Raw genomic sequence first — 25,148 nt, forward strand, 5'->3', positions numbered from 1 at the left:
CAAGCCCGGGCGCTCATGATGCTGGGAGCGCTAGATTTTCCCCATGGAAGACCTGGACGGTGACGGACGCATTGAGACCGAGAATCAGCGCGCTGACCGCAACTGGAACGAAATTCTGCAAGAGTTGCGCGTCGCACAGACGGGCACGCAAATTCTCGGCGGCTTCCTCCTCGCGGTCGCGTTTCAGCCCCGCTTCCATGATCTCGACTCGTTTCAGCTGATGTGGTATCTCGCACTCGTGGGGCTCGCTGGAGTCGCGGCGGTGCTCGGGCTCGCTCCGGTAAGTCTGCATCGCACCTACTTCGGGCGTGGCCGCAAGCCCGAGATCGTGCGGTTGGGTGGGCGGCTGCTCATCGCCGACCTCGTCGTGCTTGCGCTGCTCGCTGCGGGAGTGACTGGCCTGGTCTTCGACTTTGCGGTGGGGCGCGTCGCAGGAATTGTCGCGCTCGCACTCGGCGTGCTCATCGTGATCGCCCTGTGGAGCGTGCTGCCTCGGTGGGTGCTGCGTCGCGAAGGCGTTCCGGATCGCCGGGGGCCGGGCGACGCGGCCTGATCTGGCGGTGCGAACGCTGGCAGCTGCCAGGCCCACACCAAATCGAGCTCAGTCGGGTGTATCGACGTTGATGTGCGGCAGATCGTCTCGCGGCGCGTCAGAATGGGCCTCTGTATCTCGCGCGCCTGCCTCGGCCTCTTCGGTAGTCTCGAACGCATCGGCGCCTTCGTCGGCATCGAGCTCGGTATCGCTGTCGGGGACGCCGTTCGTGCTGTCCTGCGATTCAGTGGCACCGGCACGCGGCGGATCAGCCGCGTCAGGGCCAGTCTGCCCAACTCGCTCTGCTGCCTCGGGCACCGAGTGCGCTACCGACTCGGGTGAGGCGGCTGACGGTTGGGCATCGTTGGAGTGCGGTGTCCCGGAATCGTGCTGCGATGTGTTCATGGGGAATCCTCCTTCGCGCGACACGATACGCGCCGCAGAGCGCTCGCACAGCGGGCTTGCCCGGGTGCGGGCAGGCTGTTAGGCGTGGCGATCCTGCTTCGGAATCAGCGGGTAGGCGACAAGCGGGGCGATTGCGACGAGCGCGAAGACCCACGGATACCCGAGCAGTGCGATCGCCGCGCCGAGGCCGGGCCCGACCGCTGACGAGGCGATGAACTGACCGGTGTTCTGAATGCCGAGCGCGCGCCCGGCCCACCCGCTGCCGGCGGCTTCGGCGACCGAGGTGTAGGCGAGCCCATTATCGGCGACGCTCACCACGGTCGCGATGATGAGCACGCACCCGCCGATGATGACCCCTCCGGTGAAGTCGTGCCAGGCGCCGATGACGGCGAGCGCGCCCATCACCGCGATGCCCGAGAGCGCGACCCAGCGCAGCACGCGCACGCGGTCGCCGACGCGGTCGCTGATCGCTCCGACGACGATGCGCCCGACGGCGCCGATGAACTGCGCCGCGCCCATGAGCACGCCGGCTGCGGTCGCGCTCCAGCCGAGACCGCTGATGAGCCACACCATGCCGAAGGTGGAGAGCGCGAACTGGGGCAGCACGAGCAGCACGGAGACGGCGTGAATGCGTACCAGGAAGCTGCTGGTGCGGTACGGGTTGGTGCTCTCGGGTGCCGGATCGCCGGGAGCGCGGGGAACCACGACCGGTCGGGGCGGATTGCGAACACCGATGGCGCACGCAACGGTAATGACGGCGAGCAGCGCGCCGATGAGTATGAAGACGCCACTGATTCCGGCGGCAGTGGCGAACGGGGGCACGACGAATGCCGCCGCCGCTGTGCCGAGCGGCTGCGACATCTGGCGAATGCCCATTGCCAGACCGCGCCGGTGCCGGGGGAACCAGCCGACGACCACACGCCCGCTGGCGGCGTTCGTGCTGGCGCCGGCAGCACCGCCGAGCACGAGGGCCAGAGCGAGTGGCACGAGGCCCGATGAGCTGGCTGCGAGAAATGCCGCGAGGGCGGTGAGGCCGAGACCGCCGGCGATGACCCAGCGTTCACCGAACCGATCGGCCGCGGCACCCCAGAGCACCGCGGTGAGCACCATGCCGGCGGTGGGTGCCGCGGCGAGCGTGCCGGCGGCGGCAAGTGGAATGCCCTGCTCGAGGTGCAGCATCGGAATGAGGTAGACGGGAGCGGTGATGAGCATGGTCGCGGCCGCCTGCGCGAGGAGCGCCAGAGCGAGCATCATCCATGATTTCGCGGGCACGCGGGTTGAGCGCGCCGCCGCGTCGGATGCTGCGGGCTGTGGGGCCGATGCCGTGAGGCTCATGCGAGCTCCTTCGTGATGCGTATGGAACACCGCAATGGTATACCACGCCGGTATGGCACGATGGACGCATGACTGACGCCGTCGCCGATACGATCGCCGCAGGCAGCAACGCCTACGCGGAGCTGCGCCGGTCGATTCTCGAATTCGACCTCATGCCGGGCGAGCGCCTCTCGGAGCGCGGGCTCGAGCAGGCGCTGCGCGCGTCACGCACGCCGATCCGCGCCGCGCTCATGCGGCTCGAGGTCGAGGGCCTGACCCGTCGCGAGGGGCGCGGATGGGTGGTCGCGCCGATCGACCTGTCGGAAGTGCGGGCGGTGATGGAGTACCGCGAGATCGTCGAAATCGGTGTCGTGCAGCGCGTCATCGAGCGCGCCACCGACGCCGAAATCGCTGAACTCGAACCCACGCTCATCACCGAGCACCACGCCGACGACCCGGCATCGTGGCTCGAGAGCGGCAGCGCCTTCCACCTCGCGCTCGCCGAGCTCACCGGCAACCTCTTCTTGACCGACGCCGTCGCGTCGACCCTCACGCGTCTTGCCCGGCCTCGCTGGCTGGTGGTGCGCACGCCCGAATCCCGCGCCCACGTGCGCGACGACCATCGCGCCATCTTCGACGCGGTGTCGGCGCGCGACGCCGACGCCGCGACCGCACTCATTGCCGCGCACACGGCGGGCACGCGCGAGCGGCTCGTCGGGTTTCTCGCCGACGAGCGGGCGCGCTTACGCGGCCGGGGATTCGCGATCGTCGAGAGCTGAGACGCTGCCGCCGCTCCAGCGCAGATACGAGGCGTAGGGGTCGTCGTGCGGTGTGGCACGGGAAGATTCGGTGCGTCGTCGCTGCTGCAATCCGAAAAACGCAGCGATGCCCGCCAGCTTCAGCGATTGCGGAGGAGGCGTCTCCTGCGGCACCTGCGCGGAGATGCCCGTGGGTGCGCCTGCGGAGACTGCGTCGCCCGCGCTGACGGGCGAGGCGGGTGCGAGCGTTAACGCAGCGGGAGTCATCTCCGCAGCAAGAGGTGCGGACTCGGGAGAGTGTGAAGTCATGGCGGTCTCAGATCGGCAGTGCATCGAGAAACGGGGACGTCGGAGAGACAGGGCGGTGCGTACGCTCGATGGCGTCGGTGACGAGCGCACGGGCACTGCGCCGCTCGCGCATGATGCGGCGCTGTCGCTCGGCTCCCGAACCTGAGGCGAATACCTCATCGACCATCGCGGTGACGCGGTGCAGGTCGTTGGTCGCGGCGAGTGCGGGTGCGATGTGAGCGAGCAGGGCATCGATCGCGACGCGTGGTTCGCAGGGCTGCCCCAGAATCGGGTTCAGGAGTGGGCCGGTGACGCCGTGCCGACTCGCCGACCACATGGCGAGGCGGACTACGGTAGTGGGCATCGGGTCGGGAGAAAAGCCCGACTTCCATTCTTGGGCCGCCGTCGACACGAGTGCGCGCACGATTCCGGCGATCGCCACGGAATGCGCTGCCTCCAGGCAGACATCTGCGACCCGCACCTCGACAGTTGGGAATCTCGCACTCAGTCGCGCGTCGAAGTACACCATGCCGTCGTCGAGCGGAACACCCGTCGCCAGCAGCGCGTCGACCGCGCGGTGATAGGCGGCGGGGCTCCCGAAAATATCGGTTGGCCCGGCAGTAGGCCACCGACTCCACACCTGGTATCGCTGACTGGCATAGCCGCTATCTTCGCCGCCCCACATCGGCGAGTTGGCGCTCAATGCGAGCACGAGCGGCAACCAGGGGCGAATGCGATCGAGTACCGCGACGCCTTCGTCGTCGTCAGCCACGCCTACGTGCACGTGCAGGCCGCAGGTGAGCTGCTCGCGCATCGTCGATTGGAATTGCTCCGCGATGGCCGCGTACCGTTTCGATGCGGTGAGCTGTGTCTGCGAAACCGTTGCACTCGTTCCCATAGCGACGGCGCGAAGTCCGATCTGCCGAGCGGCAACATCGGCGAGGGCCCGCCCGAGAGCCACGCTCCGTTCGAGCGTGTCGAGCGACGTGTGGGGCACAGAGATGGCCTCAACTTGCTCGCGCTTTGCCTCGCGCTCAAGCCGGGTGAGGTCATGCGCCTCGGGTACGAGGGCGCGGACATCGGCTGCCGCGGCTGCCGCGAGCACGAGTTCGATCGCCGGCGCGATGCGACCGGAGCGGGGGTCGACGAGCAAGAGTTCTTCTTCCACGCCCAGCGTGCGCGGGGCCTCACCGTGCCCATGCGCTGCAGCGATGGCGAGCGCTTTGCTGTGGTGTGATGATGGGTGATCCATGCCGCTCCCTCTCTCACTCCAGCGGCAAGCACGCGACTCAGCGCGGCTTCCGCAATCGACGTCGACCGCGGGAGCGCGGCGAACCAGCGCGGTAGGTGAATCACCGCACTCCCTGTTCCCCGTTCCCCCTCGACCAGATCACCCGAAATCAGGAGCTGGCCGCGAGATCAGATTACGACGACGCGCCGATCGCGATAATGCCCTTGACGAACTGACCCTGCTTCCGTATGGCTTTCAGTGGGTCTGCAGCCACCAGAGGATCAGGATCATCGTCACCAGCGCTCCGGACCCGTAGTTCAGCCAGATGAAGCGGCGCCACGCGCGATTGGTGCGGCCCGAGTCGGCGTCAGAGATGCGCCAGTGCGGCGCGCAGTTCGCGAGGTACGGCAGCGCGACGATGGCGGCGAGCGGCCCGGGGAACGGCGTGAACAGCATGAGCACGCCCGCGAGCGCCCACAGCCCGAGGGCGAGGCGCACGGTGACGGCGGCGCCCAGCACCGTCGCGATGGAGCCGATGCGGGCCTCGCGATCCGGCACCACGTCTTGCACCGCACCGAAGGCGTGCGCTGCCATGCCCCAGCAGAAGAAGGCCAGCAGCACGAGCCACAGCTGCGGGGTGAACTGCGCCCCCGCGATGCTGAGGCCGACGACGGCCGGGCTCACGAAGTGCGTGCTTGAGGTCGCAGAGTCGAGGAACGGACGCTCTTTGAAGCGCAGCACCGGCGCCGAGTACGCTACCACCGCGAAGGTGCTGACGGCGAGCGGCATCCAGGCGGCCGGGCCGCCCGCGGCAGCGAGCACGATCAGAAACGGCGCGTTCGTGAGCAGCGCGAGCCACAGCATCGGCCGGTGGTAACGCGGGGCGAGCAGTGCACCCTCGATGCCGCCCTTGCGGGGATTGTTGATGTCGGACGCGTAGTCGAAGACATCGTTGATGCCGTACATCGCGAGGTTGTATGGGATCAGGTAGTAGAACGCTCCGACGATGAGCACCCAATCGACCTCGCGGGTCGTGAGCAGCATCGCCGCGGCGAAGGGGTAGGCGGTGTTGATCCAGCTCACCGGGCGCGAAGCGACGAACGCCTGGCGCAGCAGGTGCGCGTTCCAGCCGGAGGTCTCAGTCGTCGGCATCGCGGCGCTCCTTGCGTGCGGTCAGGCGGAACCAGATGGCCGGAGCGAGCAGCGCGGTGGCGATCGGATAGCAGAAGTCTTCCACGGGAACGAGCCCGATGGTGGGCCCCAGCGTGTGTCCGTCGCCGTAGGTGAAGAGATCGGACGCGATCATCAGCGAGTCGAAGACGGCGGTCAGGATCGCGAGCGCCGCGGCCGCCACACCGATGCCGGCCCAGAGACGTCGCGCGGCTGGTCGGTCGCGCCACGGGGTCAGCGCAAGGGCGACCGCGAGCGCGAGCAGCATGAACGGGATGCTGATGAGGGCGTACGTCACGCGTCACCGTGTTTCTCGGGATCGCGGTCGCTGCCGCTGCCGCTTTCGCTGCCGGGTGCCTGAGGTTCGTGTCGGCGACGTGCGCGACCACCTCGCACGTTGAGCAGGCGCAGCGCACCGGTGAACGCGACCATCGTGCACAGCACGAGGAACGCGAGGAAGACGGGCTCTTCGATCGGCAGCTCGTGCGCGATGAGCACTCCCGTCATGCCGCGGCTCTCCCCGAGGCGGAAGACGCCGCTCGCGATGCCCCAGAGATCCCAGGCGAGGAGAAACCCGACGCCGAGCACCAGCACCAGCGCGGCCGCGCGCCAGTCGCGCCAGAAGAAGAGGCGGAACCGCCAGTCGAGCAGCAGCATGCACCCGATCGTGGCGAGCAGGGAGCCGAGATAGAGCAACGCCATGGTCAGGCCTGTTCCTCGACGGTGGCGCCGTTGCGAGCTGCGGTCGCAGCCGACCGCTGACTGGGCTCGGGCAGCGGCCCCGCCGAGTGGTCGCCGCGGAGATGCTTCAGCACGAGCTCTGCGCTGATGAGGCACATCGGAATGCCGACGCCAGGTGCAGTCGTCGCACCGGCGTAAAGCAGATTCGCGACCCGCTTCGAACGGTTCTGCGCTCGGAACATCGCGCTCTGCCGCAGCACGTGCGCCGGACCGAGCATGCCCCCGCTCCACGAGTGGTAGTCGTCGACGAAATCGCGCGGCCCGATCGTCTGCCGCACGACGACGCGCTCGCCGAGATCGGGCACCCCGGCCCACGCCGCGATCTGCGCGATGGCGGCGTCGGCCGTTCGCTCGACGGCCTCATCACCGGTGCCGTCGGGTCCGCCGTGGCCGATGCCCGGATCAGCCGGTACGGGGACGAGTACGAAGAGGTTCTCATGCCCCGCGGGTGCGACGCCAGGGTCGGTTGCGCTCGGCTTGCACACGTAGATCGAGGCCGGGTCGGGAATGCGCGGTGCCGATCCGAAGATGTCGTCGAAATTGCGATCCCAGTCTCGGGTGAAAAACAGCGAGTGGTGCGGCAGCTCAGGCAGGTCGCCCCGAACGCCGAGCAGCACCAGCACGGCACCCGGGCCGCTCACCTGGCGCTGCCACCACCGTTCGGGGTAACTGCGCGCGGCCTCGGGCAGCAACTCCGTTTCGGTGTGGTGCAGGTCGGCGCCCGAGACGACGACATCGGCGGGGAGGCGGTGCGCATCACCGTCGGCGTCGCGCCAGTGCACCGCGGTCGCCGAGTAAGTTTGGGCGGATCCGCCGCGCGCCACCTCGATCTCGGTGACGTCGGCCCCCAGCACGATCTCTGCCCCCGCCTCGCGGGCGAGCACGGCGAGGCGCTCGACGAGGTGCGCGAACCCGCCCATCGGATAGCGCACGCCCTCATCGAGGTCGAGTGCGCTCATGAGGTGGTACATCGCCGGCGCGTCTTTCGGGTTCGTGCCGAGGAACACGGCGGGGTAGCCGAGAATCTGGCGCAGCACGGGGTGGGTGAAGCGCTGCGCGGCGAAGGATCGCAGCGACGTGCCGAGCAGTCGCGCGAGCCGGGGCAGTGCGCGCAGCACAGGCGGGGCGCCGAGCGTGCGCCAGCGCGTGAACGGGTTGTAGAGAAAGTAGCGCTCGGCCATCGCGGTGGTCTCGGTCGCCGAATCGAGGTAGGCGTCGAACGCCGGCCCGCTCCCGGGCTCGAGCCGCTCGAACAACGCGCGGGCCGCTGCTCGCCCGGCCGGGATCGTCACGGGCGCCGGGATTGGTGCCGGTGCTGTCGCCGGTGCCGCCGGCTCGCTGAAGACGCGGTAGCCCGGGTCGAGCACCCGCAGGTCGAGCTGTTCGGCGGTGCTCGTGCCGAGCATTGCGAAGAAGTGGTCGAAGACGTCGGGCATGAGATACCACGAGGGGCCCGTGTCGAACCGGAACCCGTCGCGGGCGAATGAGCCCGCGCGACCGCCGACGCGCGAACCGCGCTCGAACACGGTCACCGTGTGGCCTTCGCGGGCCAGCAGCGCAGCGGTCGCGAGGCCGGCGATGCCCGCACCGATCACCACAGTGCGGGTGCCGGCGCCGGTTTCGGTGCTCTGGTCGGTGTTGGGGTTCGAGCCAGTGCCGTCGGCGCGACGGCTGGCGGTGCTCATCGCGTTTCCACCGCGGTGCGAGCAATGGCGCGAGCGATGATCTCGGACTTCTGCCAGTCGGGAACGCGCACCCGGCGGGCGTACAGTTCATCGATCGACGTTCGGGCGATCCGGCGACTCAGGCAGGCGAAGAGATCGAGTGCGCACCTCACGGCCGTGCGTGCGTCTTTCGGCAGGAGTGGCAGCACGGCGCGGGCGTCGGCGAGCTCGGCGTCGATGCGACGCAGCCAGTCGACACGGTCGGCATCGGTGAGCCGATCGCCCGAGCCGAGGTAGTTGCGCCCAAGTCGCTCGGTGTCGTCGGCGAGGTCGCGCAAGAAGTTGACGTTCTGAAATGCGGCGCCCAGGCTGCGCGCTCCGCGTTCGAGTCGGTGCTGCTGCAGTGCGTCGAGCTGCTGCTCGCGCGTGAACACCCGCAGACACATGAGGCCGACGACCTCCGCCGATCCGTACACGTAGGTGCCGTGCTGCTCAGCGTCGAAGCCGCGCACGCGGTGCGGGGCATCCTCTGATGCGCTCGCCGCAGGGTGCTCGGTCGAGTTCGCGACGGGGTGCTCGTTCGCGGGAGCGATCGGCACCAGCAGGTCGGCGCGCATTGACGCGAAGAAGGGGGCGGTGAGCGACGCGTCGATGCGGGCGGCCCGAGCCGTCTGGGCGAACGCGTGCACGATCAGATCGCTCGAGTAGCCGGTTGCGACGGCGCGGCCGACCTCGTCTTCCAAGCGATCGAGCGCATCGCGCTGCGCCTCGGCGCTGAGACCGGCTCCGTCGGTGACGCCATCGACCAATTCGTCGGCGACGCGCACGAGCGCATAGATGTTGCGCACGTGCGCGCGGTGGCGCGCGCCCAGCAGCCGCGTCGCCGCCCCGAACGAGGTCGAATAGCTGCGAATCACGACCGCCGACGCGCGCATTGCCGAGCGCGAGTAGCGATCTAGGGGGCTCTGCGGCTTCATGCGCGCCGGCCCTCGAGTCGGTCGGCGAGGGCGAGCAGACTGCGTCGCGCCGCGTCGGGCACGCCGTTCGCCTGATCCGCGAGCGTCTCGTGCAGCGCACGCGTCTGATCGTCGATCAGTCGCTGCACGAACTGCTCGGCGCCGCACTCGCGCAGCAATTCCTGCAGACGCAGGCCGGCGGCGCGCTCGAGCTGCCCGGTGCCGAACGCGGGCTCGATCTCGGGCCAAGCGGTCGTCATACGTGCGGCCGCGATGACCGCAGTCTCTTTGCCCTCGCGTAGGTCGGAGAACGCGTCTTTGCCGTGCTCGGCAGGATCACCGAAAGTCGAGAGCAGGTCGTCTTGCAGTTGAAACGCGAGCCCCAGGTGCGCGCCGGCCGCGCTGAGTGCGGCGTGGGTCGTGGGCGAGGTCACTCCGGTGAGAATTGCCGCCGCGCGCAACGGCAACTCGAACGTGTACGTCGCGGTCTTCAGTCGGCACATCTCGAGCACCGTTGCGGTGTCGGCGATGATCGTGCGGTCTTCGAGCCCGATGTCGAGTTGTTCACCCACGACGGATTCAGTGATTGCGTGCGCGAGCAGATCGAGTAACTGCGTGCGCGCCTCGATCGCGACGTCGACGCGCGCGAAAATCTGGTGCACCTCGGCGAGCAGCAGATCGCCCATCAGAATGCCGCAGCTGCGAGCCCAATGCAGACGCTGCGCATCGGTGGTCGCGATGGGAGACGCGGCGATGTGCGCGGGGGTGTCTGCCGCCAGTACGCCGATCAGGTTGGGGGCGCCCCGGCGGGTGAGATCGCCGTCGAAGACGTCGTCGTGCAAGAGGAACGACGCGTGCAGCAGCTCGATCGCCGCAGCGATATCGATTGCGGCGTCGGGGTCGGCGGGGGAGCCCTCGGGGCTCGACCCCAGCGCCTCCGCGATGTCGAGCATGAGTCGCGGGCGGATGCGCTTGCCGCCAGCGGTGCGCTCGCCGCAGATCTTCCACAGTCGGGCGTAGGCCGGGTGGTATGCCTCGGCTTCGCGTACGCGGGTGGCGAAGAAATCGTCGAGGCGGGCGTGCACGCGGTCGAGATCGGTGGGGGGATCGGGGGCGGTGAGTACCGTGCGCACCTCTCGTTGCCTGACCACGTCGTCCCCCGCTCGTGTAGAAATTTTGATTACTCACTTAGCGAGTGATCAACTTCAGGATAATATTCTCCTGTGGCGAAAGACAAGCGGGTTGTTGTGGAGCGCGGCACCGAGGGGAGCCCGGCCGCGCTCTATCGTGTCGACCACACCGATCCGCGGTCTGAGCTCGTCGACAGCGCCGGGCTCGCACCCCGCGATTTCGAAGAGATCGCGCACCTCATGGACGCGCTGCGCCAGTTGCGCGATGCCGAAGAACGCCTCTCGGAGGCCTCGCTCAAGTACATGAAGCTGAGTAGCGTCGACATGCGCGCGCTGCACTTTCTCATCGTCGCCGGCAACACCGACGTGCTCCCGACGCCGGGCGCGATCGCCGCGCACCTCGGCATCTCGAGCGCCTCGACGACGAAACTGCTCGACCGTCTTGAGCGCGGCGGGCACATTTCGCGAGAGCGGCATCCCGAGGATCGCCGAGCGCTCGTGATCCGCATCACTCCCGACACCCACGACGCAGCCAAGCGCACCGTCGGCCAGCAGCAGGCGAATCGCTTCAACGCGGCGGCCCGACTCACGTCAGAGGAGCGCGCGGTCGTCGAGCACTTCTTGCGCGACATGACCCGAGAAATCGACATCAGCGGCGTCGAATGGGCCGAGGCGGCAGAAGCGGCCGGTTAACCGCCGCGCCTGCTGCGCCGCTTCGCTTTGCCTGACTGCCGGCAACCACCGAATCGGTGTCACTGTGTGCTGCGCGGTGCCCGATTTGGACTCACACTGCGACACAAATTGACACCGATTCAGGGCTGGGGTTGAGCCATTACGGCCGAGGCCGGCGCCGCCCGATCAGTGCTCGCCGAGCGCGACCGCGAACTCGTTCGGCGTGTGGTCGAGCTCGGCGGTCGCGGTGATCTTGCCGCTGCGCAGATCGACCGCGTGCACGGCGTTGGCTGCGGGGTCGGTCAGGTACGCTGTGTCGCCGTCGCCGACGATCGTGGGGTGCGCATCCTGCCACTCGGCGGGCCCTTCCCAAGCGTCGATGACGGGGAACTCGTTCACGAGCTTGCCCGTCTCGGGGTCGAGCACGTGGATCGATCCGTCGGTCGACAGAATGTAGGCGAGATCGTCGGCCCCGCGGGTGACATCACGGTAGGTGAATCGCACGTTCTCGGGCAGGTCGACGACCTCGAACTGTTCGGTCGCCGTGTTGATCAGCGTAACGGCGCTCAGCAGGTAGCCCTCGGCGTCGGGGTCCGTCTTGTAGTCGCCGACCACGATCGGGCTGGTCTCTGAGACGTAAGCGTTACCCATGCGGCCGTAAGCGTCGGGCGCATCGAGCTTCGTGAAGGTGCCGTCCGCGAAGAGCAGCGCACCGTCTTCGCAGCCGAAGATGACGGCCTCGTCGGCCGCGGTGCCCTCGCCGTGGATGCCCGGGCACTGGTCGCTCGAGGTGATCTCGTGCCAGTGGTCGTCGTGGGGCTCCAGTGCGACCGCCCCGGTGCGCGCGGTTTCGTCGCCGACGGTGGTCAGCAGCGTGCCGTCTTCGAGTTCGATCGAGACCCCGTGGTGCGGGTGCTCGGCAGTGTACGTGACCGCCTCGGGCAGCGCGCCGTCGGCGTGCGCCAGGTCATGCGTGTCGAAGACCGTAGTTTCGCCGGCGCCGTCGTCGAACAGCACGGTCTTGCCGCCGTGGCGCACGACGTGGCCCGCTGCCGAGGCCTCGACGACCAGGTCGGTGAGGGCGGGCTCCGCGGTGTCGAGCAGCTGGAACCCCTGGGAGGTGGTGACGAAGAGGTGGCGGCCATCGCCGGCGGCGTTCAGACGGGTGAACTCCTCGCTGTCGAACTCCTCGATGACGTCGAGGGTGTCGGCGTCGAGCACGGCGATGCCGCCGTTGTACGAGACGGCGACGCGGCGGTCGTCGCCGTGCGCCCCCTCGGCGCTGCTCGAGGCGCTGGGTGAGGCGTCGTCGGCCGCGGCGTCACCGGCAGTGCTGGCCGAGCAGCCGGTCGCGAGAAGCGCGAGCCCGAGCAGCGCTGCGGGAGCCCCGAATCGGAGGTGTCGTCGGGTCATGGTGGTGTCCTGCTTTCTGTGGTGTGGTGTTACTGGTGAGGTCAGGGGGAGAGCCCGGTGGCGATGCGCTCAGTGTTGGCGCGCATCATCTCGAGGTAGGACTCGGCGCCGCCGCCCGGTTGCGTGAGCGATTCGGTGAAGAGTTCTTCGACCGCCACGTCGAGATCGGCTTCGCTTGCGAGCACCTGCACGAGGCGGTCGGGCTGCGATGACTCGGCGAAGATCGTGGAGACCCCCGCTTCGGTGATGGCGTCGCTCAGGTGCTGCAGGTCGGCGGCGCTCGGGGCGGCGAGTGTCGTGCCACCGGGAATCACGGCGCCGACGATGCGGAAGTCGTAGCGCTCGGCGAGGTACCCGAAGACGTGATGGTTCGTGACGAGGGCCCGGTGATCCTGCGGGATCGCCGCGAACGCCTGCGTCATCTCGGCGTCGAGCGCCGTCAGCGACACCCGATAGGCGTCGGCCGAAGCACTGAGCTCAGAGCGATCGATGCCGGGGAGCGACGCGGCACGCTGCTCGAGCGCGTCGACGACGTCGATGACGGTGTTCGGATCGGTCCAGAAGTGCGGGTCGGGGGTGCCCGCCGCGTCTCCGGAGGCGTAGGGCAAGGCGGTGATGGCGTCGCCCGCGACGAACTGCTCGGCGCCAGCCTCGGCTGCGCGGTCGAGATGCTGCTGCAGGCCTTCTTCGAGCCCGAGCCCGCTTGAGACGACGAGGTCGGCGTCGCCGAGCAGCGCTGCCTCAGGCGCCGAGATCTCGAACGAGTGCGGGTCGGCGTTCGGCTGCATCAGTGTTGTGATCTCGGCCTGATCGCCCAGCACTTCGCCAACGATGTCGCCGAGGATGTTCGTCGTGACGACGACGTGGGCACGCGCGTCACTGTCGTCGCCTGTCGCGGCCGTACTGCTGCAGCCGGCGGTCGCGGCCGCTGCGAGTAGCGCCCCGACGCCGAGCACCGTGAGGGCGGCGCGCCCACGCAAGCCGGTGCGCCCGCGCGCCGAGCCCCTCATCGCCCCGTCTCCACGAGGAAGGCGGCGTCGACCGCGGGGGTCAGCGTGCGAGCGACGCGCGCGCCGTCGGCGTAGTCGATTTCGAAGACGTCGCCCGACGCGGGGTCGTTGACGTAGGCGCGCTGGGCGTCGACGGTGAGCGAGACCTCCGCGGCGGAGGCAGACGAGGCCGTCGACAGGCCGCTGACGAGTGGCGACGAGACACCGAGGCTTGCGCCCGTAGCGTCGAGCACGGCGACTGCGCCGGCCGGGGTCAGGGTGACGATGCGCTCCGCTTCGTCGTCGACCGCGGTCGCGGCGATCGGACGTTCAGCTGTGCCGACCCAGGTCCATGACCGCTCGCGGGTGTCGAGCAGCCAGACGCCCGAGTCGGTGCCGAGGCCGGCCACAGTGGGCCGCCCCTTGCGCGCCGAGAATTCGGTCGCGGGCGCGGCGGCGCCGCTCGGGTACGCAACTTTCTCGAGGTCGACCGCGCCATCGGGGCTTGCGGTCGCGAGCACGGCGCCGTCGGCGCACCCGACGACGACGGCGATGCGGGTCGTGATGGTGCCGGCTGCCGCGGGGCAGTCGATCGTCGCGAGGTCGGTGCCTTCGGCGTCGACGGCGCGCAGCGATGCGGCCGGGGTCTCGGCCGAGCCGCGCGGCTCGTCGGGGGTGCTCACCACGGCTCCGGTCCCCAGGGGTGCGATGATGCCACGATGGGGGCCGACGTCGAGACGCAGGGTCTCGACGATCTCGCCCGACGCGAGCGCCGCATTGTCGAGCAGCACGGCTTCCCCGGACTCGGGGAAGAAGAGACCGGTGCCCCCGGCGGTCGCGAGCATGCCGGTCGCAACGGTGGCGATCCCGTCGCCGGCGATGCTGCCCGGCGCACCCGCGGCGGCGCGGTAGTAGTGGAAGTGGTCGACGTGATCCCACGTCCACGCCCCACTGTCGATCACGTCGACGCCCGAATCGTCGGCGACGAACGCGTATCTGCCATCGGTGGTGACGCGCTGCGGAGCCCGCACGCGATCCAGCGTCGTCTCCGTGCCGTCGAGCAGGTCGAGCATCGCGACCTCACCGGAGCGGTCGATCGCGACGAGGTGCAGCGGCGGTTCGGGAGCCTCGGCGGCACCCGCGACGGCGCCGTGCCCGGGGGCCGTGTCGGCGTCGGATTCGGCTGGGCCTGACGGTTCGGTTGTTGCGGTGCCGGTGTGCGGCGTCGCAGATGCGGCGCAGCCAACCAGCAGCAGCGCGGCGAGCGCGGCGCCGGTGATGGCGAGCGGGCGGGGGCGGAGCGGGATCATCATGCCTTTCATGGAGTGCGGGTGAAGTGAACGTGCGGCTCATGGGTGCGTGGTCGTGCGCGCACGGCGCGGGCGAGGCCGCCGGAGAGCGCGGCGAGCAGGATCGACGCTCCCGCGATCGATGCACCGGCAGCGGTCGCGAAGTGCCATGACGCCAACAGGCCGGCCGCGACGGCGAAGACGCCGAACACGGCCGCGAGGCACATGCGCGAGCTGATGCGTCGGGTCCACGGGCCTGCGGCGACCGCCGGTGCGAGCAGCAGCCCAACGACCAGCAACGAGCCGACGGCCTGGTACGAAGCGACGACTGCGAGCGTCACGAGCCCGACGAGCACGGTGTGTGCGAGGTCGGGGCGCAGGCCGAGCGCGGTGGCGATCCTCGGATCGAACGTGGCCGCCACGAACCGCCGGTGAAACAGCGCCGCGACGGTGACCGTGACCGCGGCGGCGCCGGCGAGCAGCCAGAGATCGCCGCTGCGAATGGCGAGGATGTCGCCGAAGAGCATCGCCGTCGCATCGGTCGCGAAGCTGCGGGAGTGCGACACGATGATGACGCCGAGTGAGAGCATCGCGACGAAGAGCAGGCCGATCGTGGTGTCGGCCGAGAGGCGGCCGCGCCGCTGCAACCAGCCGATGAGGGCGCTCATCGCGACGGCACTGACGGCCGCGCCGGCGATCGCGGGGGCGCCGATCACCGTGGCGAGCGCCACTCCGGGGAGCATGCCGTGTCCGAGTGCCTCTCCGAGAAACGCCATGCCGCGGATGACCACCCACGTGCCGACCACCCCGCAGATCACGGCGACGAGGGCGCCGCCGAGCAGGGCGCGCAGCACGAAGTCCGCCGAGAACGCGGCGAAGAATGCGGCGAACGGCGAGGCGGCAGCGGCCGGCGGCACGAGGGCGGAGGTGAGCACTCGGCCATCCTATTCATAAATGAGAATCATTATCAAAACGAGGTAGACTCGATCTATGCCCATTTCCGACCAGATCATCGCCGAGCAGGTGCACGTCAGCATCGACGGGCGCCCCATTCTGAACGACATCACGGTCCGCATCGCCCGAGGCGCGGTGACCGTGATCATGGGCCCGAACGGTGCCGGCAAATCCACCCTGCTCGAAGTGCTCGCCGGCGTGCGCCCGGCCACCCGCGGCACGATCACCCGCGCCGGCTCGGTGGCGCTCGTGGTGCAGCGCATCGCCGCACCTGATGCGCTGCCGATCACCGTGGGCGAGGTCGTCGCAATGGGCACCTGGGGGAGGGGCCGCACCGGCGGCCGCGATCGGCGCACGAGGGTCGCCGCGGCCCTCGACCGGGTTGCGCTCGCCGACCTGGTGGATCGCCCGTTCTCGGCGCTCTCCGGCGGGCAGCGGCAGCGCGCGCTCCTGGCCCAGGGCATCGCCGGGGGTGCCGACATCTTCTGCCTCGACGAGCCGGCGACCGGGCTCGACACCGCCAGCCGCGAGCGCACCCAGCGCCTGCTCGAGGCGGAGGCCGCGCGCGGTGCCGCAGTCGTGTGCGTGACGCATGACCCCGACGCGATCGCCAGCGCCGACGTCGTGCTGCGCCTCGAGAGCGGGTGCCTCGTCGAGACGCGCAGCGCAAGTGCCATGGCAGTGCCGCCTAGACTGGAGCACACGCTCGGTTGAGCCTGCAGCGGCCGAACGCTCTGCAGCTTCGCCAATATGGCTAAGGCCGGGGCGAAGCAGCAGAGAGAAGAGGTGTGGCGAATCCGATGGTCACCGAACCCGTAGCCGAAGTCGACCTCGACGCCATCGCCGCAAACATCCGCGTGCTCACTGAGCTCGCGCCGACGGCCGATCTCATGGCCGTCGTCAAGGCTGACGGCTACGGCCACGGCGCCATCGAGGTCGGCCGCGCCGCGCTCGCCGCCGGTGCGACATCGCTCGGCGTCGCCACGATTCCCGAAGCTTTGGCGCTGCGGGCGGCCGGCATTACCGCGCCGGTGCTGAGTTGGCTGTCGACCAGCGGGTACGCCGAGGCGATCTCGGCCAATGTGCGACTCGGGGTGAACTCGCCGCGCCAGCTCGCCGCCGTCGCCGCTGCGGCGCGCGAAGTCGGGCGGCCCGCCGAGATCGATGTGAAGGTCGATACCGGGCTCAGTCGCAATGGTGTGACCGACGCCGAACTGCCCGAATTGCTGCGTGACCTCGGCGCGCTCGTCGCGGAGGGGGCGGTGCGCGTGCACGGCCTGTTCAGCCACCTGTCGCACGCCGATGTGCCCGACCACCCGTTGAATAGTCTGCAGCTCGAGCGGTTGCTCGACGCCCGTGCGCAGTTCACCCAGCACGGGATCGCCGTGCAGCAGATGCACCTCGGCAACTCGGGCACCGCACTCGCACGACCCGATCTGCACCTCGATGTGCTGCGCCCGGGGCTCGCGATGTACGGCTACTCGCCGTTCGACGAACCCTCGGAGCGCCTGACGCCCGCGATGACGCTGAAGGCTCCGCTGACCCTCATGAAACGCGTGCAATCGGGCGACGGGGTGTCGTACGGGCACACCTGGACCGCGCCGCATGACACCACCCTCGGCCTCGTGCCGTTGGGGTACGCCGACGGGGTGCCACGCATCATGTCGGGCAAATTCGACGTCGTGATCGGCGACTCCCGCTACCCGAGTGTGGGTCGGGTCTGCATGGATCAGTTCGTGATCGACCTCGGCGACCACCCGCGCGACGTCGCCGAAGGCGATGAGGTGCTGCTCTTCGGGCCATCGCTGGGCTGGCGGCCGAACGCTCGCGAGTGGGCCGATGCGGCCGGCACGATCTCGTGGGAAGTGCTCACGAGCATTGGCTCGCGCGTGCCCCGCGGCTACGTGCGCTCCGGCGCGTACTGATCTCGCGCTGACAGATCCGTCTCACGCTGGTCCGCTGCGTGTGCTGATTCGCCCTGCGCATCGCGGGCCGCAGGCTCCGCGCGTCGCGCGCGAGATACCAGAAGCCCACCGAGGGCTGTCGCAGAGTTCAGAAGTCACAGTGTCACGCGGCGTGACGCTCCTAGCGTGGAGTGGTCACCTGCCGACGCACAGAAAGTGAGCTTCACTCATGCCCCGACAGTCCGCCTCGACGGCCAACGCCACCTCAGTCTCCTGGGGCATTCTCGTCATTCGTATCGCGCTCGGAGTCGTGTTCACCGCGCACGGCGCGCAGAAGCTCTTCGAATACACGCTGGCGGGTACCGTCGAATCGTTCGGCAGCATTGGCGCTCCGCTTCCCGAGATCACGGCACCCCTGGTCGCGTTCTTGGAGTTCGGCGGCGGCATCCTGCTCATTGCAGGCCTGTTCACCCGACTCGTCGCGATCCTGCTCGCCATCGATATGGTCGTCGCAATCGCTCTCGTGCACGCACAGGCTGGGTTCTGGGTCGGCGAGGGCGGCTACGAATTCGTCGCCCTGCTCGGCGCAGCGGCACTCGGGCTGGCGTTTGCGGGCGCCGGGCGCATCTCGCTCGACGGAGCGGTGCTGCGGGGCCGCATTCCGGCCTGGGTGGCCTAGCGCATGCGTCCGTGAGCTCAGCCGGGGGCAGTCTCATCTGCGTGCTGAGATGCCTGGCGGCTGAGTTCACACGCCAGACGCACGTACTCCTGCGCGAGCCGCAGATCACCCGCAGCGAATTCGGCCAGCGCATGATCGAGCGCTGAGCGGGTGCCCGGCGATTGACGTTCGCGAATCCAATCGAGATTGCAGCCGGAGACCCGGGATTCGTGCGTCAGTGCGATCTGTAGGGCCTCCGAAGGGGTGGCGGGCCGGTCGTCATGAGGGATCATCGCGTCGTCCTTTCGACAGTGAAATGCGGCTGCTGCCGACGGTAGGCGCGGCGGCGGTTTCGGTTCCTTATCCGATGCCGATAAGGCGAGGAAACCCGCGATCGGGGTGAACTGGGCACGCCGTTGATTCGGGCGGCGTGGAACCAGAGGAGCTCCCATGCGGTGCAGAGAGATCGTGCTCGTCATCGGAGTCGTCGGCGTCGCGCTGGTCAGCGCGATCGTCATGGCGACCCTGCAGTTCGAGACCAGCCGGGGCGGCCCGCCGCCCGGTCGCGCACCCGGGCCGGAATGCGGTTCAGCTCGTGCGACGAGCGCCGGGATGCGGGGCGCCGCGTGAGCGACCGGATCGGGCCCGGCCGCGTCGATCGCGATCGCGATCGCGCGGAGCTGAAGCTCGCCGAGCGGTATCGGCGCCGTGACGCGCCCGCAACGCCCGCCGAGCGCTGGCAGTTGGAGGTCGCCCACGCCGCGGGGCACACCGACCTCACGTTGCGGCGCCTGCGACGCAACCAGCGGCGTGCGGTCGCGTCGGCGATCGCCCACGCCGACGCCTCGCTCAAGTGCGGAGACATCGTGCGTGCCGTGTCGTACCTCGAACTGGCCTGCGCCCTCGAAGACCGTGCGGAGGGGTACTGAATGCGTCGACATTCCGCACGGTTTTGCCGCCGAAGGTGCCGATCAGGCGAGGCCGCGGCCCCGGCTGCACGATACTGGTGTGGTCGCGCATTGCGCGGCGCTGCACGACGGGAGGGCGCATGACGCTGACACAGGCACTGATCGGTTTCGCGGCGGTCGCCGTGGTGCTGACCGTGATTCCGGGCATCGACACTACGCTCGTGCTGCGGGCGTCCCTGACTCGGGGTGTGCGTCATGCCGTGAGCACCGCGCTCGGCATCGGGCTTGGGGCGCTCATCTGGGGTGCGGCTGCGGCACTCGGGGCCACGGCGCTACTCGCCGCGTCGCGCACCGCGTATCTCGTTGTCGCGGCGGCGGGTACCGCCTACCTGCTGTATCTCGGCGTGAACCTGATCGTGCAGAGCCTGCGCTCGGGATCGCACACGGCGTTCACCGCGGACGCGCCGACCGCGGTGTCGCCCTGGCGATCCTTCGCCGCCGGCATCACGACGAATCTGTTGAACCCGAAGGTCGGTGTCTTCTACATCGCGACGATTCCGCAGTTCATTCCGGCGGGCATGCCGGCGCTTGAAGGCGGGCTACTGCTGGCGGGGGTGCACGTGGCGATCAGCCTCGCGTGGTTCGCGCTCATCATCGGCGCGGCGAGCGTGGCACGGCGCTGGCTCGCGAACGCCCGCGCGATCCGCATCGTCGACCGCGTGGCCGGGTCGTTCCTGGTGCTGTTCGGAATCAAGCTGGCGTTCGACACCCGAAGCAAGTTCCTGGCGTAGCGTCCACCCGCCGTGCTAGACAGAGGGTCGGAACCCTCGATCGAAGGAGCACCCGCAGCATGGCACCACACGCACGGTTCACAGCCCACAACGGTTTCGTTCTACCGCCCATCGGGCTCGGCACGTACAAGCTCAACGGCGACGCGGGGGCCGACGCGGTCGCCGGGGCGATCGGGGCGGGCTATCGGCTCGTCGACACTGCCTTCAACTACGAGAACGAGGGCGCTGTCGGTCGTGGGGTCCGTCTCGCGGCGGGCGACGGTGCTGATGACGGGGCCGGGGTCATTGTGACCTCGAAGCTGCCCGGACGCCACCATGAGGCACCGTGGAACCAGCACAGCGTCGAAGAGAGCCGCGCGCGCCTCGGCGTCGACGCGATCGGGCTGCACCTGATCCACTGGCCGAATCCAGTGCAGGGCCAGTACGTCGACGCGTGGCAGGGGCTCGTCGACTCCCGCGAGCGGGGAGTCGTCGACCAGATCGGCGTCTCGAACTTTCTCCCCGAACATCTCGAGCGCATCGAAGCGGAGACCGGGGTGCGCCCGGTCTTTAACCAGCTTGAAGTGCACCCCTACTTTCCGCAGGTCGACGCGGTTGAGCTGCACCGCGAGCTCGGCATCATCACCGAGGCGTGGAGCCCGATCGGGCGGGCGGGCGCCGTGCTCGACGAGCCCGTGATTCAGCGCATCGCGGCCGAACGTGGCGCGACCCCCGTGCAGATCGTGCTGGCCTGGCACGCGGCGCGCGGGGTCGTGTCGATTCCGCGGTCGCAGAGCCTCGATCGACAGCGCGAGAACCTCGCAGCGGTCGAGATCGCACTCGACGATGCCGAGGTGGCCGCGATCACCGCGCTCGGCAGGCCCGACGGGCGCCTGTTCGACGCCGACCCGCGCACGCACGAGGAACAGTAGCCGGCGCTCGGCCTGGGGTCGGCCTCACCTCTGCCTCGAGTGCACCCATTTCTCTCGAGTGCACACCTCACTCAGGGGTGCGCTCGCGCAAAAGGGGTGCACTCGGCGTATGGGGTTGGTGCGGGGCTCAGGGCCCGGCGCGGGCGTCGGGCGTGGGGGCCCGGCGGGGGTGCGGGCATCGACCCGCACCTAGCACCAGCCCAGCACCTACACCGCGCGCCCGGCGATCCGCGCGAAGATCTGCGCGTAGGTGCCGTCGACCTCGGCGAAGCGCTGCGGCTTGACGCGCTCGACGAGCACCTCGGTGATGTCGGGGTCGGCGTCGAGGAGTGCGATCGACTCCGCAACGTACTCGACGAGGGGCATCGCCGCAGGGTTCTCGAGCTGACCGGGAGTGAGCTCGGTCGCGGTCAGCGGCGGCACCAGCTCGATGACCTGCACCGAGGTGTCGCGCAGCTGCTCGCGCAGCGATTCCGTGTATGAGTGCACGGCGGCCTTGGTCGCCGAATAGGTGGGGGTGTCGGCGCGCGGTACGAACGCGAGCCCCGATGAGACGGTGAGGATCGCCGCACGCGGGCGGCTCAGCAGGTGAGGCAGAAATGCCTCAACGAGGCGGATCGTGCCCAGCAGGTTGGTCTCGATGGTGCGTTCGGCGATTTCGAGCGCGCCCGGCTCGAGCACGAGTTCGCGCTGCATAATGCCCGACATGGTCACCACGGTGTCGAGGGCGGGGAAGCGCTCGATCGCAGTGTCGCGCAGGTTCCGGATCGACCCCGCGTCGGCCACGTCAGCGGCGATACCGGGGATGCCGTGTTCGGCTTCGATCGCCGCGAGGCGCTCGGTGCGACGGCCCGAGATGATGATCGAGTTGCCGGCGTCGCGCAGGCGCAGTGCGAGCTCGAGGCCGATGCCCGAGGTGCCGCCGACGATCAGGATGGTGTGTCCGGTGAGATGCATGGATTCTCCGCTCTCGCAAAAGTGTTATCGCCGATAACATAACACGCTTTCATGAAGAGCGCTATCGCAATTCTGGTAGCATTGATTCATGACCTCTCGAAGCGATGCCCGCGATCGCATGCTCGATGCTGCCGACGCGCTGCTGCGCGCGGGTGGCCGTGAAGCGGTCACGACCCGCGCCGTCGCAGAAGCGGCGGGGGTGCAGGCGCCGGCGATCTACCGGCAGTTCGGCGATATGCAGGGGCTGCTGGGGGCCGTCGCGGCGCGCGCCTTCGAAGGCTACCTGGCGCAGAAGCGGGCGCAGCGGCTGAGCGATGATCCGCTCGCCGATCTGCGCACCGGCTGGGACCTGCACGTGAACTACGGCCTCGAGCATCCGCACCACTACCTCCTGACGTACGCCGACCCCCACCCGGGCCACAGTTCCGAGGTCACGGCAGCCGCGCACGCTCGCCTCCTGATGCTCACCACCCGTGTCGCCGAGGTCGGGTCGCTGCGCGTGAGCCCCGAGACGGCCTCGGGCATGATCGAAGCGGCGGGCACGGGGGTGACGCTGCGGTTGATCGGTCAGGCGGTGGCGGATCGCGATCCCGCGATCTCGCACCGCGTGCGCGACGCCGTGTTCGCCGGCATCACCACCGCCGATGCAGTCGTCGGAGCGACCGCGTCGACTGCGCCGACCGGCGCCGCGCACGCAGCCGCGCTGCTCGCCGGATTGTCGCGCCTCGGCGAGGTGCTGACGCCGGGCGAGCGGATGCTGCTCGCCGAGATGCTCGAGCGAATCGCAGATGCGAGTTCTCAGGAGTCGCTGGCAGGCTGATCCCGCATCGCCGTATCGCCGCGGCTCGGCCCCGAAAGGATCTCATGACCGCATATTCCATCTACGGGCTGCCGGGTGAGGTGACCGCCGACGGTCGCACGGAGTGGTCGTGGAACGGGTCAACGCTTGCCGCTGCAGCGCCCGCGCACACCGATCTCATCGTCGACCCCTTCGGCCGATCCAGTTCGAGCACGGCGCCGATGGCCCGCTTTGCCGCGCCTGCGGGCGACTTCCAGTTCTCCGCGCGGGTCACCGTTGATTTCGCTTCCACATTCGACGCCGGCGTGCTACTGGTCTGGTTCGATGACGCGCACTGGGCAAAACTCTGCTTCGAGTACTCGCCGACCGGTCAGCGGCTCGCGGTGAGCGTCGTGACCCGCGGTGTCTCCGACGACGCGAATGCCTTCGATGCCGAGTCTGATGAGCTGTGGTTGCGCATCTCCCGGATCGACACCGTCTTCGCCATGCACGCCTCGCGCGACGGAGCGCAATGGGAGTTCGTGCGGGTGTTCCGCCTCGACCCGCCCCAGCGCGCCGGGCACGGTGACGCCGAGCATCGTGTCGCCGCCTGCCCGCAGCTCGGCTTCCTCGTGCAGTCGCCCACGGGTGCCGGGTGCGCGGTGCGATTCGACGAGATTCGCTTCGCCGCCGAAACGCTGCACGACCTGCGCGACGGGAGCTGAGCGCCGTGCTCGAGATTCGTGCCGCATCAGCCGACGAGGCCGAAGACCTGACGGCGCTCGTGCGTCGCGCCTACGCGCCGTACGTGCCGCGCATCGGCCGAGAGCCGGCACCGATGTCGAGCGACTACGCTGCCCTGATCGGTGAGGGCCGGGTGCGCGTGGCGATCCTGCACGAACGAATCGTCGGGCTGCTCGTGACGGTGCCGCACCCCGACCACCTGCTGGTCGAGAACGTCGCGGTTGACCCTGAGGCCCACGGGCAGGGCATCGGCGGTGCGCTGCTCGCCGACGCCGACGCCGAGGCGGAGCGACTCGGGCTGCCCGAACTCAGGCTGTACACGAATGCCGCGATGACCGAGAATCTCGCGTATTACCCGAAGCGGGGTTTCGTCGAGACCGGGCAGCGCACCGAGCACGGCTTCGAGCGCGTCTACTTCACGCGCGAGCGGTGACGGGTGCGGCCGCGGCGCCCAGTCGCTGAGCCGGGGTGCCCACGATTTCGTCGGCTCGATCGGCGATCCAGCCGATGAGCGGCAGCATGCGCTCCATGAGCTCGTGACCGCGCTCGGTCAGGCAGTACTCGACGTGCGGGGGCACGGTGGGCAGTGATTCGCGGTGCACGATGCCGTCGGCGACCAACTGACGCAGGGTCGATGCGAGCATCTTCTCGCTGATGCCCTCGACCTCGCGGCGCAACTCGCCCCAGCGATGCGTGCCGTCAGACAGCGTGCACAGCACCAGCACGCCCCAGCGGCTCATCACGTGATCGAGCACGACCCGCGTGGAGCACGCCGGATCGAAGGCGCCAGTCGCCCGGATTTCCGCATAACTCACCATCTCGCTAGTACCTTACCGCAAAGTGGGTACCGTCACTCGGGAATGCGCAGGGGCAGGATCGCGCTGCACCCGAACGAAGCCACCATCGAAGGGAACACCGTGACCACTCTTATCACCGCAGCCAACGGCCAGCTCGGCCGCCTCGTCATCGACGCGCTCCTCGCGAAGGGCGTCGCCGCTGACCAGATCGTCGCCGGCGTGCGCACCCCGTCGAAGGCGGCGGACCTTGCCGATCGCGGCATCAGCGTCGTGCCGCTCGACTACGACGACGCCGCAACCGTGACCGCCGCGTTTGCCGGCGTCGACCGCGTGCTGCTCATCTCGGGCAGTGAAGTCGGCAAGCGCGTGCCGCAGCACCAGACCGTGATCGACGCAGCGGCTGCTGCGGGAGTCGCGCAGCTCGCCTACACGAGCCTCGCGAACGTCGAGTCGAGCTCGCTGCCCCTCGCGGCCGAGCACCTCGCCACGGAGCAGGCCATCGCCGCTTCGGGAGTTCCCGCGACGCTGCTGCGCAACGATTGGTACATCGAGAACTACCTGGGCAACTTCGGGGCAGCCGAGGCGACGGGCACGCTGATCTCGGCGACGCAGGGCGGTCTCGTGTCGGCTGCTGCGCGCCGGGACTACGCAGAGGCTGCGGCCGTTGCCCTGATCGGCGACGCGCACATCGGTAAGACCTACGAGCTCGCCGGTGAGTCGTTCACCTACGACGAGCTTGCCGCAGCCATCGGCGAAGTGCTGGGCAAGCCGGTCGCGCACCAGGAGCTGCCCGCAGCCGAGTACCAGGCCGCGCTCGAGGGCGCCGGGCTCGACGCCGGCACCGTCGGGTTCTTGACGGCGCTCGACGCGGGCATCGCGCAGGGCGATCTCGAGTCGGCGGATCGCACGCTCGCCGACCTCATCGGGCGCCCGACGACGCCGCTCGTCGAGGCGCTGCACGCAGCCTACGCGGGCTGAACCTGTGCCGCGCGGGTTCGTGCACGCTGCACCCCGCGCACCATGCTCCCCGCGCACCGATTCAACGAAACGCATACAGGCTGAGCCAGTAAGTGTCTGCGTTTCGTTGAATCGGTGTCGGAAGCGAAATCGCGCATTGGGCCTCGCGCCCGGCGCGCGCCCAGAAACACCGAACGGGCCGTCCGCGATTTCTCGCGGACGGCCCGTTCGGTCTTC

The 25,148-nt window shown here is 69.2% G+C and carries 31 protein-coding genes; 14 read left to right on the forward strand and 17 right to left on the reverse strand.

Features of this window, described 5'->3' with window-relative positions; translation table 11 throughout:
• Window positions 1–43 precede the first annotated feature (43 nt).
• A complete protein-coding gene (locus CH42_RS00700; RefSeq protein ID WP_053351293.1) occupies window positions 44–553 on the forward strand; it encodes a DUF6328 family protein in 510 nt (169 codons plus the stop codon).
• A gap of 48 nt (window positions 554–601) precedes the next feature.
• On the opposite strand, the gene CH42_RS00705 is transcribed toward CH42_RS00700, so the two are convergent.
• Window positions 602–937: a hypothetical protein gene (locus CH42_RS00705; protein WP_053351294.1), complete on the reverse strand. Its 336-nt coding sequence runs from the start codon at window positions 935–937 to the stop codon at window positions 602–604.
• Between the two features lie 78 nt (window positions 938–1,015).
• Window positions 1,016–2,272: an MFS transporter gene (locus tag CH42_RS00710; RefSeq protein ID WP_053351295.1), complete on the reverse strand. Its 1,257-nt coding sequence runs from the start codon at window positions 2,270–2,272 to the stop codon at window positions 1,016–1,018.
• A gap of 68 nt (window positions 2,273–2,340) precedes the next feature.
• Between CH42_RS00710 and CH42_RS00715 the strand changes: the two genes are divergently transcribed.
• Window positions 2,341–3,030, forward strand: a complete 690-nt coding sequence (locus CH42_RS00715) for a GntR family transcriptional regulator (protein WP_053351296.1) — start codon at window positions 2,341–2,343, stop codon at window positions 3,028–3,030.
• Here the strand turns inward: CH42_RS00715 and CH42_RS00720 are convergent.
• The 8 genes from CH42_RS00720 to CH42_RS00755 form a co-directional block, all read right to left on the reverse strand.
• Complete coding sequence (locus tag CH42_RS00720) at window positions 2,995–3,318, reverse strand: hypothetical protein (protein WP_156322419.1); 324 nt, start codon at window positions 3,316–3,318, stop codon at window positions 2,995–2,997. The genes CH42_RS00715 and CH42_RS00720 overlap by 36 nt on opposite strands.
• Before the next feature lie 7 nt (window positions 3,319–3,325).
• A complete protein-coding gene (locus CH42_RS00725) occupies window positions 3,326–4,549 on the reverse strand; it encodes a glutamate--cysteine ligase (RefSeq protein ID WP_082309199.1) in 1,224 nt (407 codons plus the stop codon).
• Between the two features lie 234 nt (window positions 4,550–4,783).
• Window positions 4,784–5,680 (reverse strand): prenyltransferase, encoded by an 897-nt coding sequence (locus tag CH42_RS00730; protein ID WP_053351298.1) that lies wholly within the window; start codon window positions 5,678–5,680, stop codon window positions 4,784–4,786.
• Window positions 5,667–5,996 (reverse strand): lycopene cyclase domain-containing protein, encoded by a 330-nt coding sequence (locus CH42_RS00735; RefSeq protein WP_053351299.1) that lies wholly within the window; start codon window positions 5,994–5,996, stop codon window positions 5,667–5,669. Before CH42_RS00735 ends, CH42_RS00730 begins: the two co-directional genes overlap by 14 nt.
• The gene (locus CH42_RS00740; RefSeq protein WP_082309200.1) at window positions 5,993–6,400 is read right to left on the reverse strand and encodes a lycopene cyclase domain-containing protein; all 408 of its coding nucleotides are present in this window, start codon (window positions 6,398–6,400) and stop codon (window positions 5,993–5,995) included. The genes CH42_RS00735 and CH42_RS00740 overlap by 4 nt, the downstream gene beginning before the upstream one ends.
• Window positions 6,401–6,402: 2 nt before the next feature.
• Window positions 6,403–8,124, reverse strand: a complete 1,722-nt coding sequence (crtI, locus tag CH42_RS00745) for a phytoene desaturase family protein (protein ID WP_082309201.1) — start codon at window positions 8,122–8,124, stop codon at window positions 6,403–6,405.
• Window positions 8,121–9,080, reverse strand: a complete 960-nt coding sequence (locus CH42_RS00750; protein ID WP_053351300.1) for a phytoene/squalene synthase family protein — start codon at window positions 9,078–9,080, stop codon at window positions 8,121–8,123. Before CH42_RS00750 ends, crtI begins: the two co-directional genes overlap by 4 nt.
• Window positions 9,077–10,210: a polyprenyl synthetase family protein gene (locus CH42_RS00755; RefSeq protein WP_053351301.1), complete on the reverse strand. Its 1,134-nt coding sequence runs from the start codon at window positions 10,208–10,210 to the stop codon at window positions 9,077–9,079. Before CH42_RS00755 ends, CH42_RS00750 begins: the two co-directional genes overlap by 4 nt.
• 72 nt (window positions 10,211–10,282) lie before the next feature.
• On the opposite strand from CH42_RS00755, the gene CH42_RS00760 reads away from it, so the two are divergent.
• Window positions 10,283–10,882 carry a MarR family winged helix-turn-helix transcriptional regulator gene (locus CH42_RS00760; protein ID WP_053351302.1) on the forward strand — a complete coding sequence of 200 codons (600 nt, stop codon included), beginning with the start codon at window positions 10,283–10,285 and terminating at the stop codon, window positions 10,880–10,882.
• A gap of 165 nt (window positions 10,883–11,047) precedes the next feature.
• Here CH42_RS00760 and aztD read toward each other — a convergent pair whose 3' ends face one another.
• From aztD to aztB, 4 genes are read right to left on the reverse strand one after another with little or no spacing between them, the layout of a single operon-like run.
• Window positions 11,048–12,274 carry a zinc metallochaperone AztD gene (gene aztD / locus CH42_RS00765; RefSeq protein WP_053351303.1) on the reverse strand — a complete coding sequence of 409 codons (1,227 nt, stop codon included), beginning with the start codon at window positions 12,272–12,274 and terminating at the stop codon, window positions 11,048–11,050.
• 41 nt (window positions 12,275–12,315) lie between these two features.
• A complete protein-coding gene (gene aztC / locus CH42_RS00770) occupies window positions 12,316–13,284 on the reverse strand; it encodes a zinc ABC transporter substrate-binding protein AztC (RefSeq protein WP_082309202.1) in 969 nt (322 codons plus the stop codon).
• Window positions 13,281–14,576, reverse strand: a complete 1,296-nt coding sequence (locus tag CH42_RS00775; RefSeq protein WP_053351304.1) for a hypothetical protein — start codon at window positions 14,574–14,576, stop codon at window positions 13,281–13,283. Before CH42_RS00775 ends, aztC begins: the two co-directional genes overlap by 4 nt.
• Window positions 14,577–14,581: 5 nt before the next feature.
• Window positions 14,582–15,469 (reverse strand): zinc ABC transporter permease AztB, encoded by an 888-nt coding sequence (aztB, locus tag CH42_RS00780; protein ID WP_053351374.1) that lies wholly within the window; start codon window positions 15,467–15,469, stop codon window positions 14,582–14,584.
• Window positions 15,470–15,542: 73 nt separating this feature from the next.
• On the opposite strand from aztB, the gene CH42_RS00785 reads away from it, so the two are divergent.
• From CH42_RS00785 to CH42_RS00795, 3 genes are all read left to right on the forward strand, one after another.
• Window positions 15,543–16,220, forward strand: coding sequence for an ATP-binding cassette domain-containing protein (locus CH42_RS00785; RefSeq protein ID WP_075205166.1), 678 nt, complete (start codon window positions 15,543–15,545; stop codon window positions 16,218–16,220).
• A 74-nt stretch (window positions 16,221–16,294) separates the two neighbouring features.
• Window positions 16,295–17,431 carry an alanine racemase gene (gene alr / locus CH42_RS00790; protein WP_306455188.1) on the forward strand — a complete coding sequence of 379 codons (1,137 nt, stop codon included), beginning with the start codon at window positions 16,295–16,297 and terminating at the stop codon, window positions 17,429–17,431.
• Window positions 17,432–17,639: 208 nt separating this feature from the next.
• Window positions 17,640–18,089: a DoxX family protein gene (locus CH42_RS00795; RefSeq protein WP_053351305.1), complete on the forward strand. Its 450-nt coding sequence runs from the start codon at window positions 17,640–17,642 to the stop codon at window positions 18,087–18,089.
• Window positions 18,090–18,106: 17 nt separating this feature from the next.
• On the opposite strand, the gene CH42_RS00800 is transcribed toward CH42_RS00795, so the two are convergent.
• Window positions 18,107–18,361 (reverse strand): hypothetical protein, encoded by a 255-nt coding sequence (locus tag CH42_RS00800; protein ID WP_053351306.1) that lies wholly within the window; start codon window positions 18,359–18,361, stop codon window positions 18,107–18,109.
• Window positions 18,362–18,518: 157 nt separating this feature from the next.
• Here CH42_RS00800 and CH42_RS00805 point away from each other — a divergent pair, with 157 nt between their 5' ends.
• From CH42_RS00805 to CH42_RS00820, 4 genes are all read left to right on the forward strand, one after another.
• Complete coding sequence (locus CH42_RS00805) at window positions 18,519–18,698, forward strand: hypothetical protein (protein ID WP_053351307.1); 180 nt, start codon at window positions 18,519–18,521, stop codon at window positions 18,696–18,698.
• The gene (locus CH42_RS00810; protein ID WP_053351308.1) at window positions 18,695–18,997 is read left to right on the forward strand and encodes a hypothetical protein; all 303 of its coding nucleotides are present in this window, start codon (window positions 18,695–18,697) and stop codon (window positions 18,995–18,997) included. The genes CH42_RS00805 and CH42_RS00810 overlap by 4 nt, the downstream gene beginning before the upstream one ends.
• Window positions 18,998–19,116: 119 nt before the next feature.
• Window positions 19,117–19,767, forward strand: a complete 651-nt coding sequence (locus CH42_RS00815; RefSeq protein WP_053351309.1) for a LysE family translocator — start codon at window positions 19,117–19,119, stop codon at window positions 19,765–19,767.
• Window positions 19,768–19,826: 59 nt separating this feature from the next.
• Window positions 19,827–20,678, forward strand: coding sequence for an aldo/keto reductase (locus tag CH42_RS00820; protein WP_053351310.1), 852 nt, complete (start codon window positions 19,827–19,829; stop codon window positions 20,676–20,678).
• Between the two features lie 207 nt (window positions 20,679–20,885).
• Here CH42_RS00820 and CH42_RS00825 read toward each other — a convergent pair whose 3' ends face one another.
• Entirely contained in the window at window positions 20,886–21,635 is a 750-nt protein-coding gene (locus CH42_RS00825) for an SDR family oxidoreductase (RefSeq protein WP_053351311.1), read from the reverse strand.
• An 88-nt stretch (window positions 21,636–21,723) separates the two neighbouring features.
• On the opposite strand from CH42_RS00825, the gene CH42_RS00830 reads away from it, so the two are divergent.
• The 3 genes from CH42_RS00830 to CH42_RS00840 are packed head-to-tail and all read left to right on the forward strand — an operon-like array spanning window position 21,724 to window position 23,590.
• Window positions 21,724–22,455, forward strand: coding sequence for a TetR/AcrR family transcriptional regulator (locus CH42_RS00830; protein WP_053351312.1), 732 nt, complete (start codon window positions 21,724–21,726; stop codon window positions 22,453–22,455).
• Window positions 22,456–22,499: 44 nt separating this feature from the next.
• Complete coding sequence (locus CH42_RS00835) at window positions 22,500–23,138, forward strand: DUF1349 domain-containing protein (protein ID WP_075205167.1); 639 nt, start codon at window positions 22,500–22,502, stop codon at window positions 23,136–23,138.
• 5 nt (window positions 23,139–23,143) lie between these two features.
• Window positions 23,144–23,590 carry a GNAT family N-acetyltransferase gene (locus tag CH42_RS00840; RefSeq protein ID WP_239683892.1) on the forward strand — a complete coding sequence of 149 codons (447 nt, stop codon included), beginning with the start codon at window positions 23,144–23,146 and terminating at the stop codon, window positions 23,588–23,590.
• Here the strand turns inward: CH42_RS00840 and CH42_RS00845 are convergent.
• Window positions 23,574–23,975, reverse strand: coding sequence for a winged helix-turn-helix transcriptional regulator (locus tag CH42_RS00845; protein ID WP_053351313.1), 402 nt, complete (start codon window positions 23,973–23,975; stop codon window positions 23,574–23,576). The genes CH42_RS00840 and CH42_RS00845 overlap by 17 nt on opposite strands.
• A 99-nt stretch (window positions 23,976–24,074) precedes the next feature.
• Between CH42_RS00845 and CH42_RS00850 the strand changes: the two genes are divergently transcribed.
• Window positions 24,075–24,932: an SDR family oxidoreductase gene (locus CH42_RS00850; RefSeq protein WP_053351378.1), complete on the forward strand. Its 858-nt coding sequence runs from the start codon at window positions 24,075–24,077 to the stop codon at window positions 24,930–24,932.
• Window positions 24,933–25,148 lie beyond the last annotated feature (216 nt).

The organism is Leucobacter musarum subsp. musarum (assembly GCF_001273845.1).
GTDB classification, from domain to species: domain Bacteria; phylum Actinomycetota; class Actinomycetes; order Actinomycetales; family Microbacteriaceae; genus Leucobacter; species Leucobacter musarum.

What these genes read in the sequence shown, in the direction of transcription:
- CH42_RS00795 (WP_053351305.1), top strand. Translation starts at nt 17,640, where the DNA reads ATGCCCCGACAGTCCGCCTCGACGGCCAACGCCACCTCAGTCTCCTGG.
- CH42_RS00835 (WP_075205167.1), top strand. Translation starts at nt 22,500, where the DNA reads ATGACCGCATATTCCATCTACGGGCTGCCGGGTGAGGTGACCGCCGAC.
- CH42_RS00730 (WP_053351298.1), bottom strand. Translation starts at nt 5,680, where the DNA reads ATGCCGACGACTGAGACCTCCGGCTGGAACGCGCACCTGCTGCGCCAG.
- CH42_RS00805 (WP_053351307.1), top strand. Translation starts at nt 18,519, where the DNA reads ATGCGGTGCAGAGAGATCGTGCTCGTCATCGGAGTCGTCGGCGTCGCG.
- CH42_RS00725 (WP_082309199.1), bottom strand. Translation starts at nt 4,549, where the DNA reads ATGGATCACCCATCATCACACCACAGCAAAGCGCTCGCCATCGCTGCA.
- CH42_RS00785 (WP_075205166.1), top strand. Translation starts at nt 15,543, where the DNA reads ATGCCCATTTCCGACCAGATCATCGCCGAGCAGGTGCACGTCAGCATC.
- CH42_RS00775 (WP_053351304.1), bottom strand. Translation starts at nt 14,576, where the DNA reads ATGATGATCCCGCTCCGCCCCCGCCCGCTCGCCATCACCGGCGCCGCG.
- CH42_RS00705 (WP_053351294.1), bottom strand. Translation starts at nt 937, where the DNA reads ATGAACACATCGCAGCACGATTCCGGGACACCGCACTCCAACGATGCC.
- CH42_RS00830 (WP_053351312.1), top strand. Translation starts at nt 21,724, where the DNA reads ATGACCTCTCGAAGCGATGCCCGCGATCGCATGCTCGATGCTGCCGAC.
- crtI (WP_082309201.1), bottom strand. Translation starts at nt 8,124, where the DNA reads ATGAGCACCGCCAGCCGTCGCGCCGACGGCACTGGCTCGAACCCCAAC.
- CH42_RS00845 (WP_053351313.1), bottom strand. Translation starts at nt 23,975, where the DNA reads ATGGTGAGTTATGCGGAAATCCGGGCGACTGGCGCCTTCGATCCGGCG.
- CH42_RS00820 (WP_053351310.1), top strand. Translation starts at nt 19,827, where the DNA reads ATGGCACCACACGCACGGTTCACAGCCCACAACGGTTTCGTTCTACCG.
- CH42_RS00740 (WP_082309200.1), bottom strand. Translation starts at nt 6,400, where the DNA reads ATGGCGTTGCTCTATCTCGGCTCCCTGCTCGCCACGATCGGGTGCATG.
- aztD (WP_053351303.1), bottom strand. Translation starts at nt 12,274, where the DNA reads ATGACCCGACGACACCTCCGATTCGGGGCTCCCGCAGCGCTGCTCGGG.
- CH42_RS00750 (WP_053351300.1), bottom strand. Translation starts at nt 9,080, where the DNA reads ATGAAGCCGCAGAGCCCCCTAGATCGCTACTCGCGCTCGGCAATGCGC.
- CH42_RS00715 (WP_053351296.1), top strand. Translation starts at nt 2,341, where the DNA reads ATGACTGACGCCGTCGCCGATACGATCGCCGCAGGCAGCAACGCCTAC.
- CH42_RS00815 (WP_053351309.1), top strand. Translation starts at nt 19,117, where the DNA reads ATGACGCTGACACAGGCACTGATCGGTTTCGCGGCGGTCGCCGTGGTG.
- CH42_RS00710 (WP_053351295.1), bottom strand. Translation starts at nt 2,272, where the DNA reads ATGAGCCTCACGGCATCGGCCCCACAGCCCGCAGCATCCGACGCGGCG.
- CH42_RS00800 (WP_053351306.1), bottom strand. Translation starts at nt 18,361, where the DNA reads ATGATCCCTCATGACGACCGGCCCGCCACCCCTTCGGAGGCCCTACAG.
- CH42_RS00825 (WP_053351311.1), bottom strand. Translation starts at nt 21,635, where the DNA reads ATGCATCTCACCGGACACACCATCCTGATCGTCGGCGGCACCTCGGGC.
- CH42_RS00700 (WP_053351293.1), top strand. Translation starts at nt 44, where the DNA reads ATGGAAGACCTGGACGGTGACGGACGCATTGAGACCGAGAATCAGCGC.
- aztC (WP_082309202.1), bottom strand. Translation starts at nt 13,284, where the DNA reads ATGAGGGGCTCGGCGCGCGGGCGCACCGGCTTGCGTGGGCGCGCCGCC.
- CH42_RS00720 (WP_156322419.1), bottom strand. Translation starts at nt 3,318, where the DNA reads ATGACTTCACACTCTCCCGAGTCCGCACCTCTTGCTGCGGAGATGACT.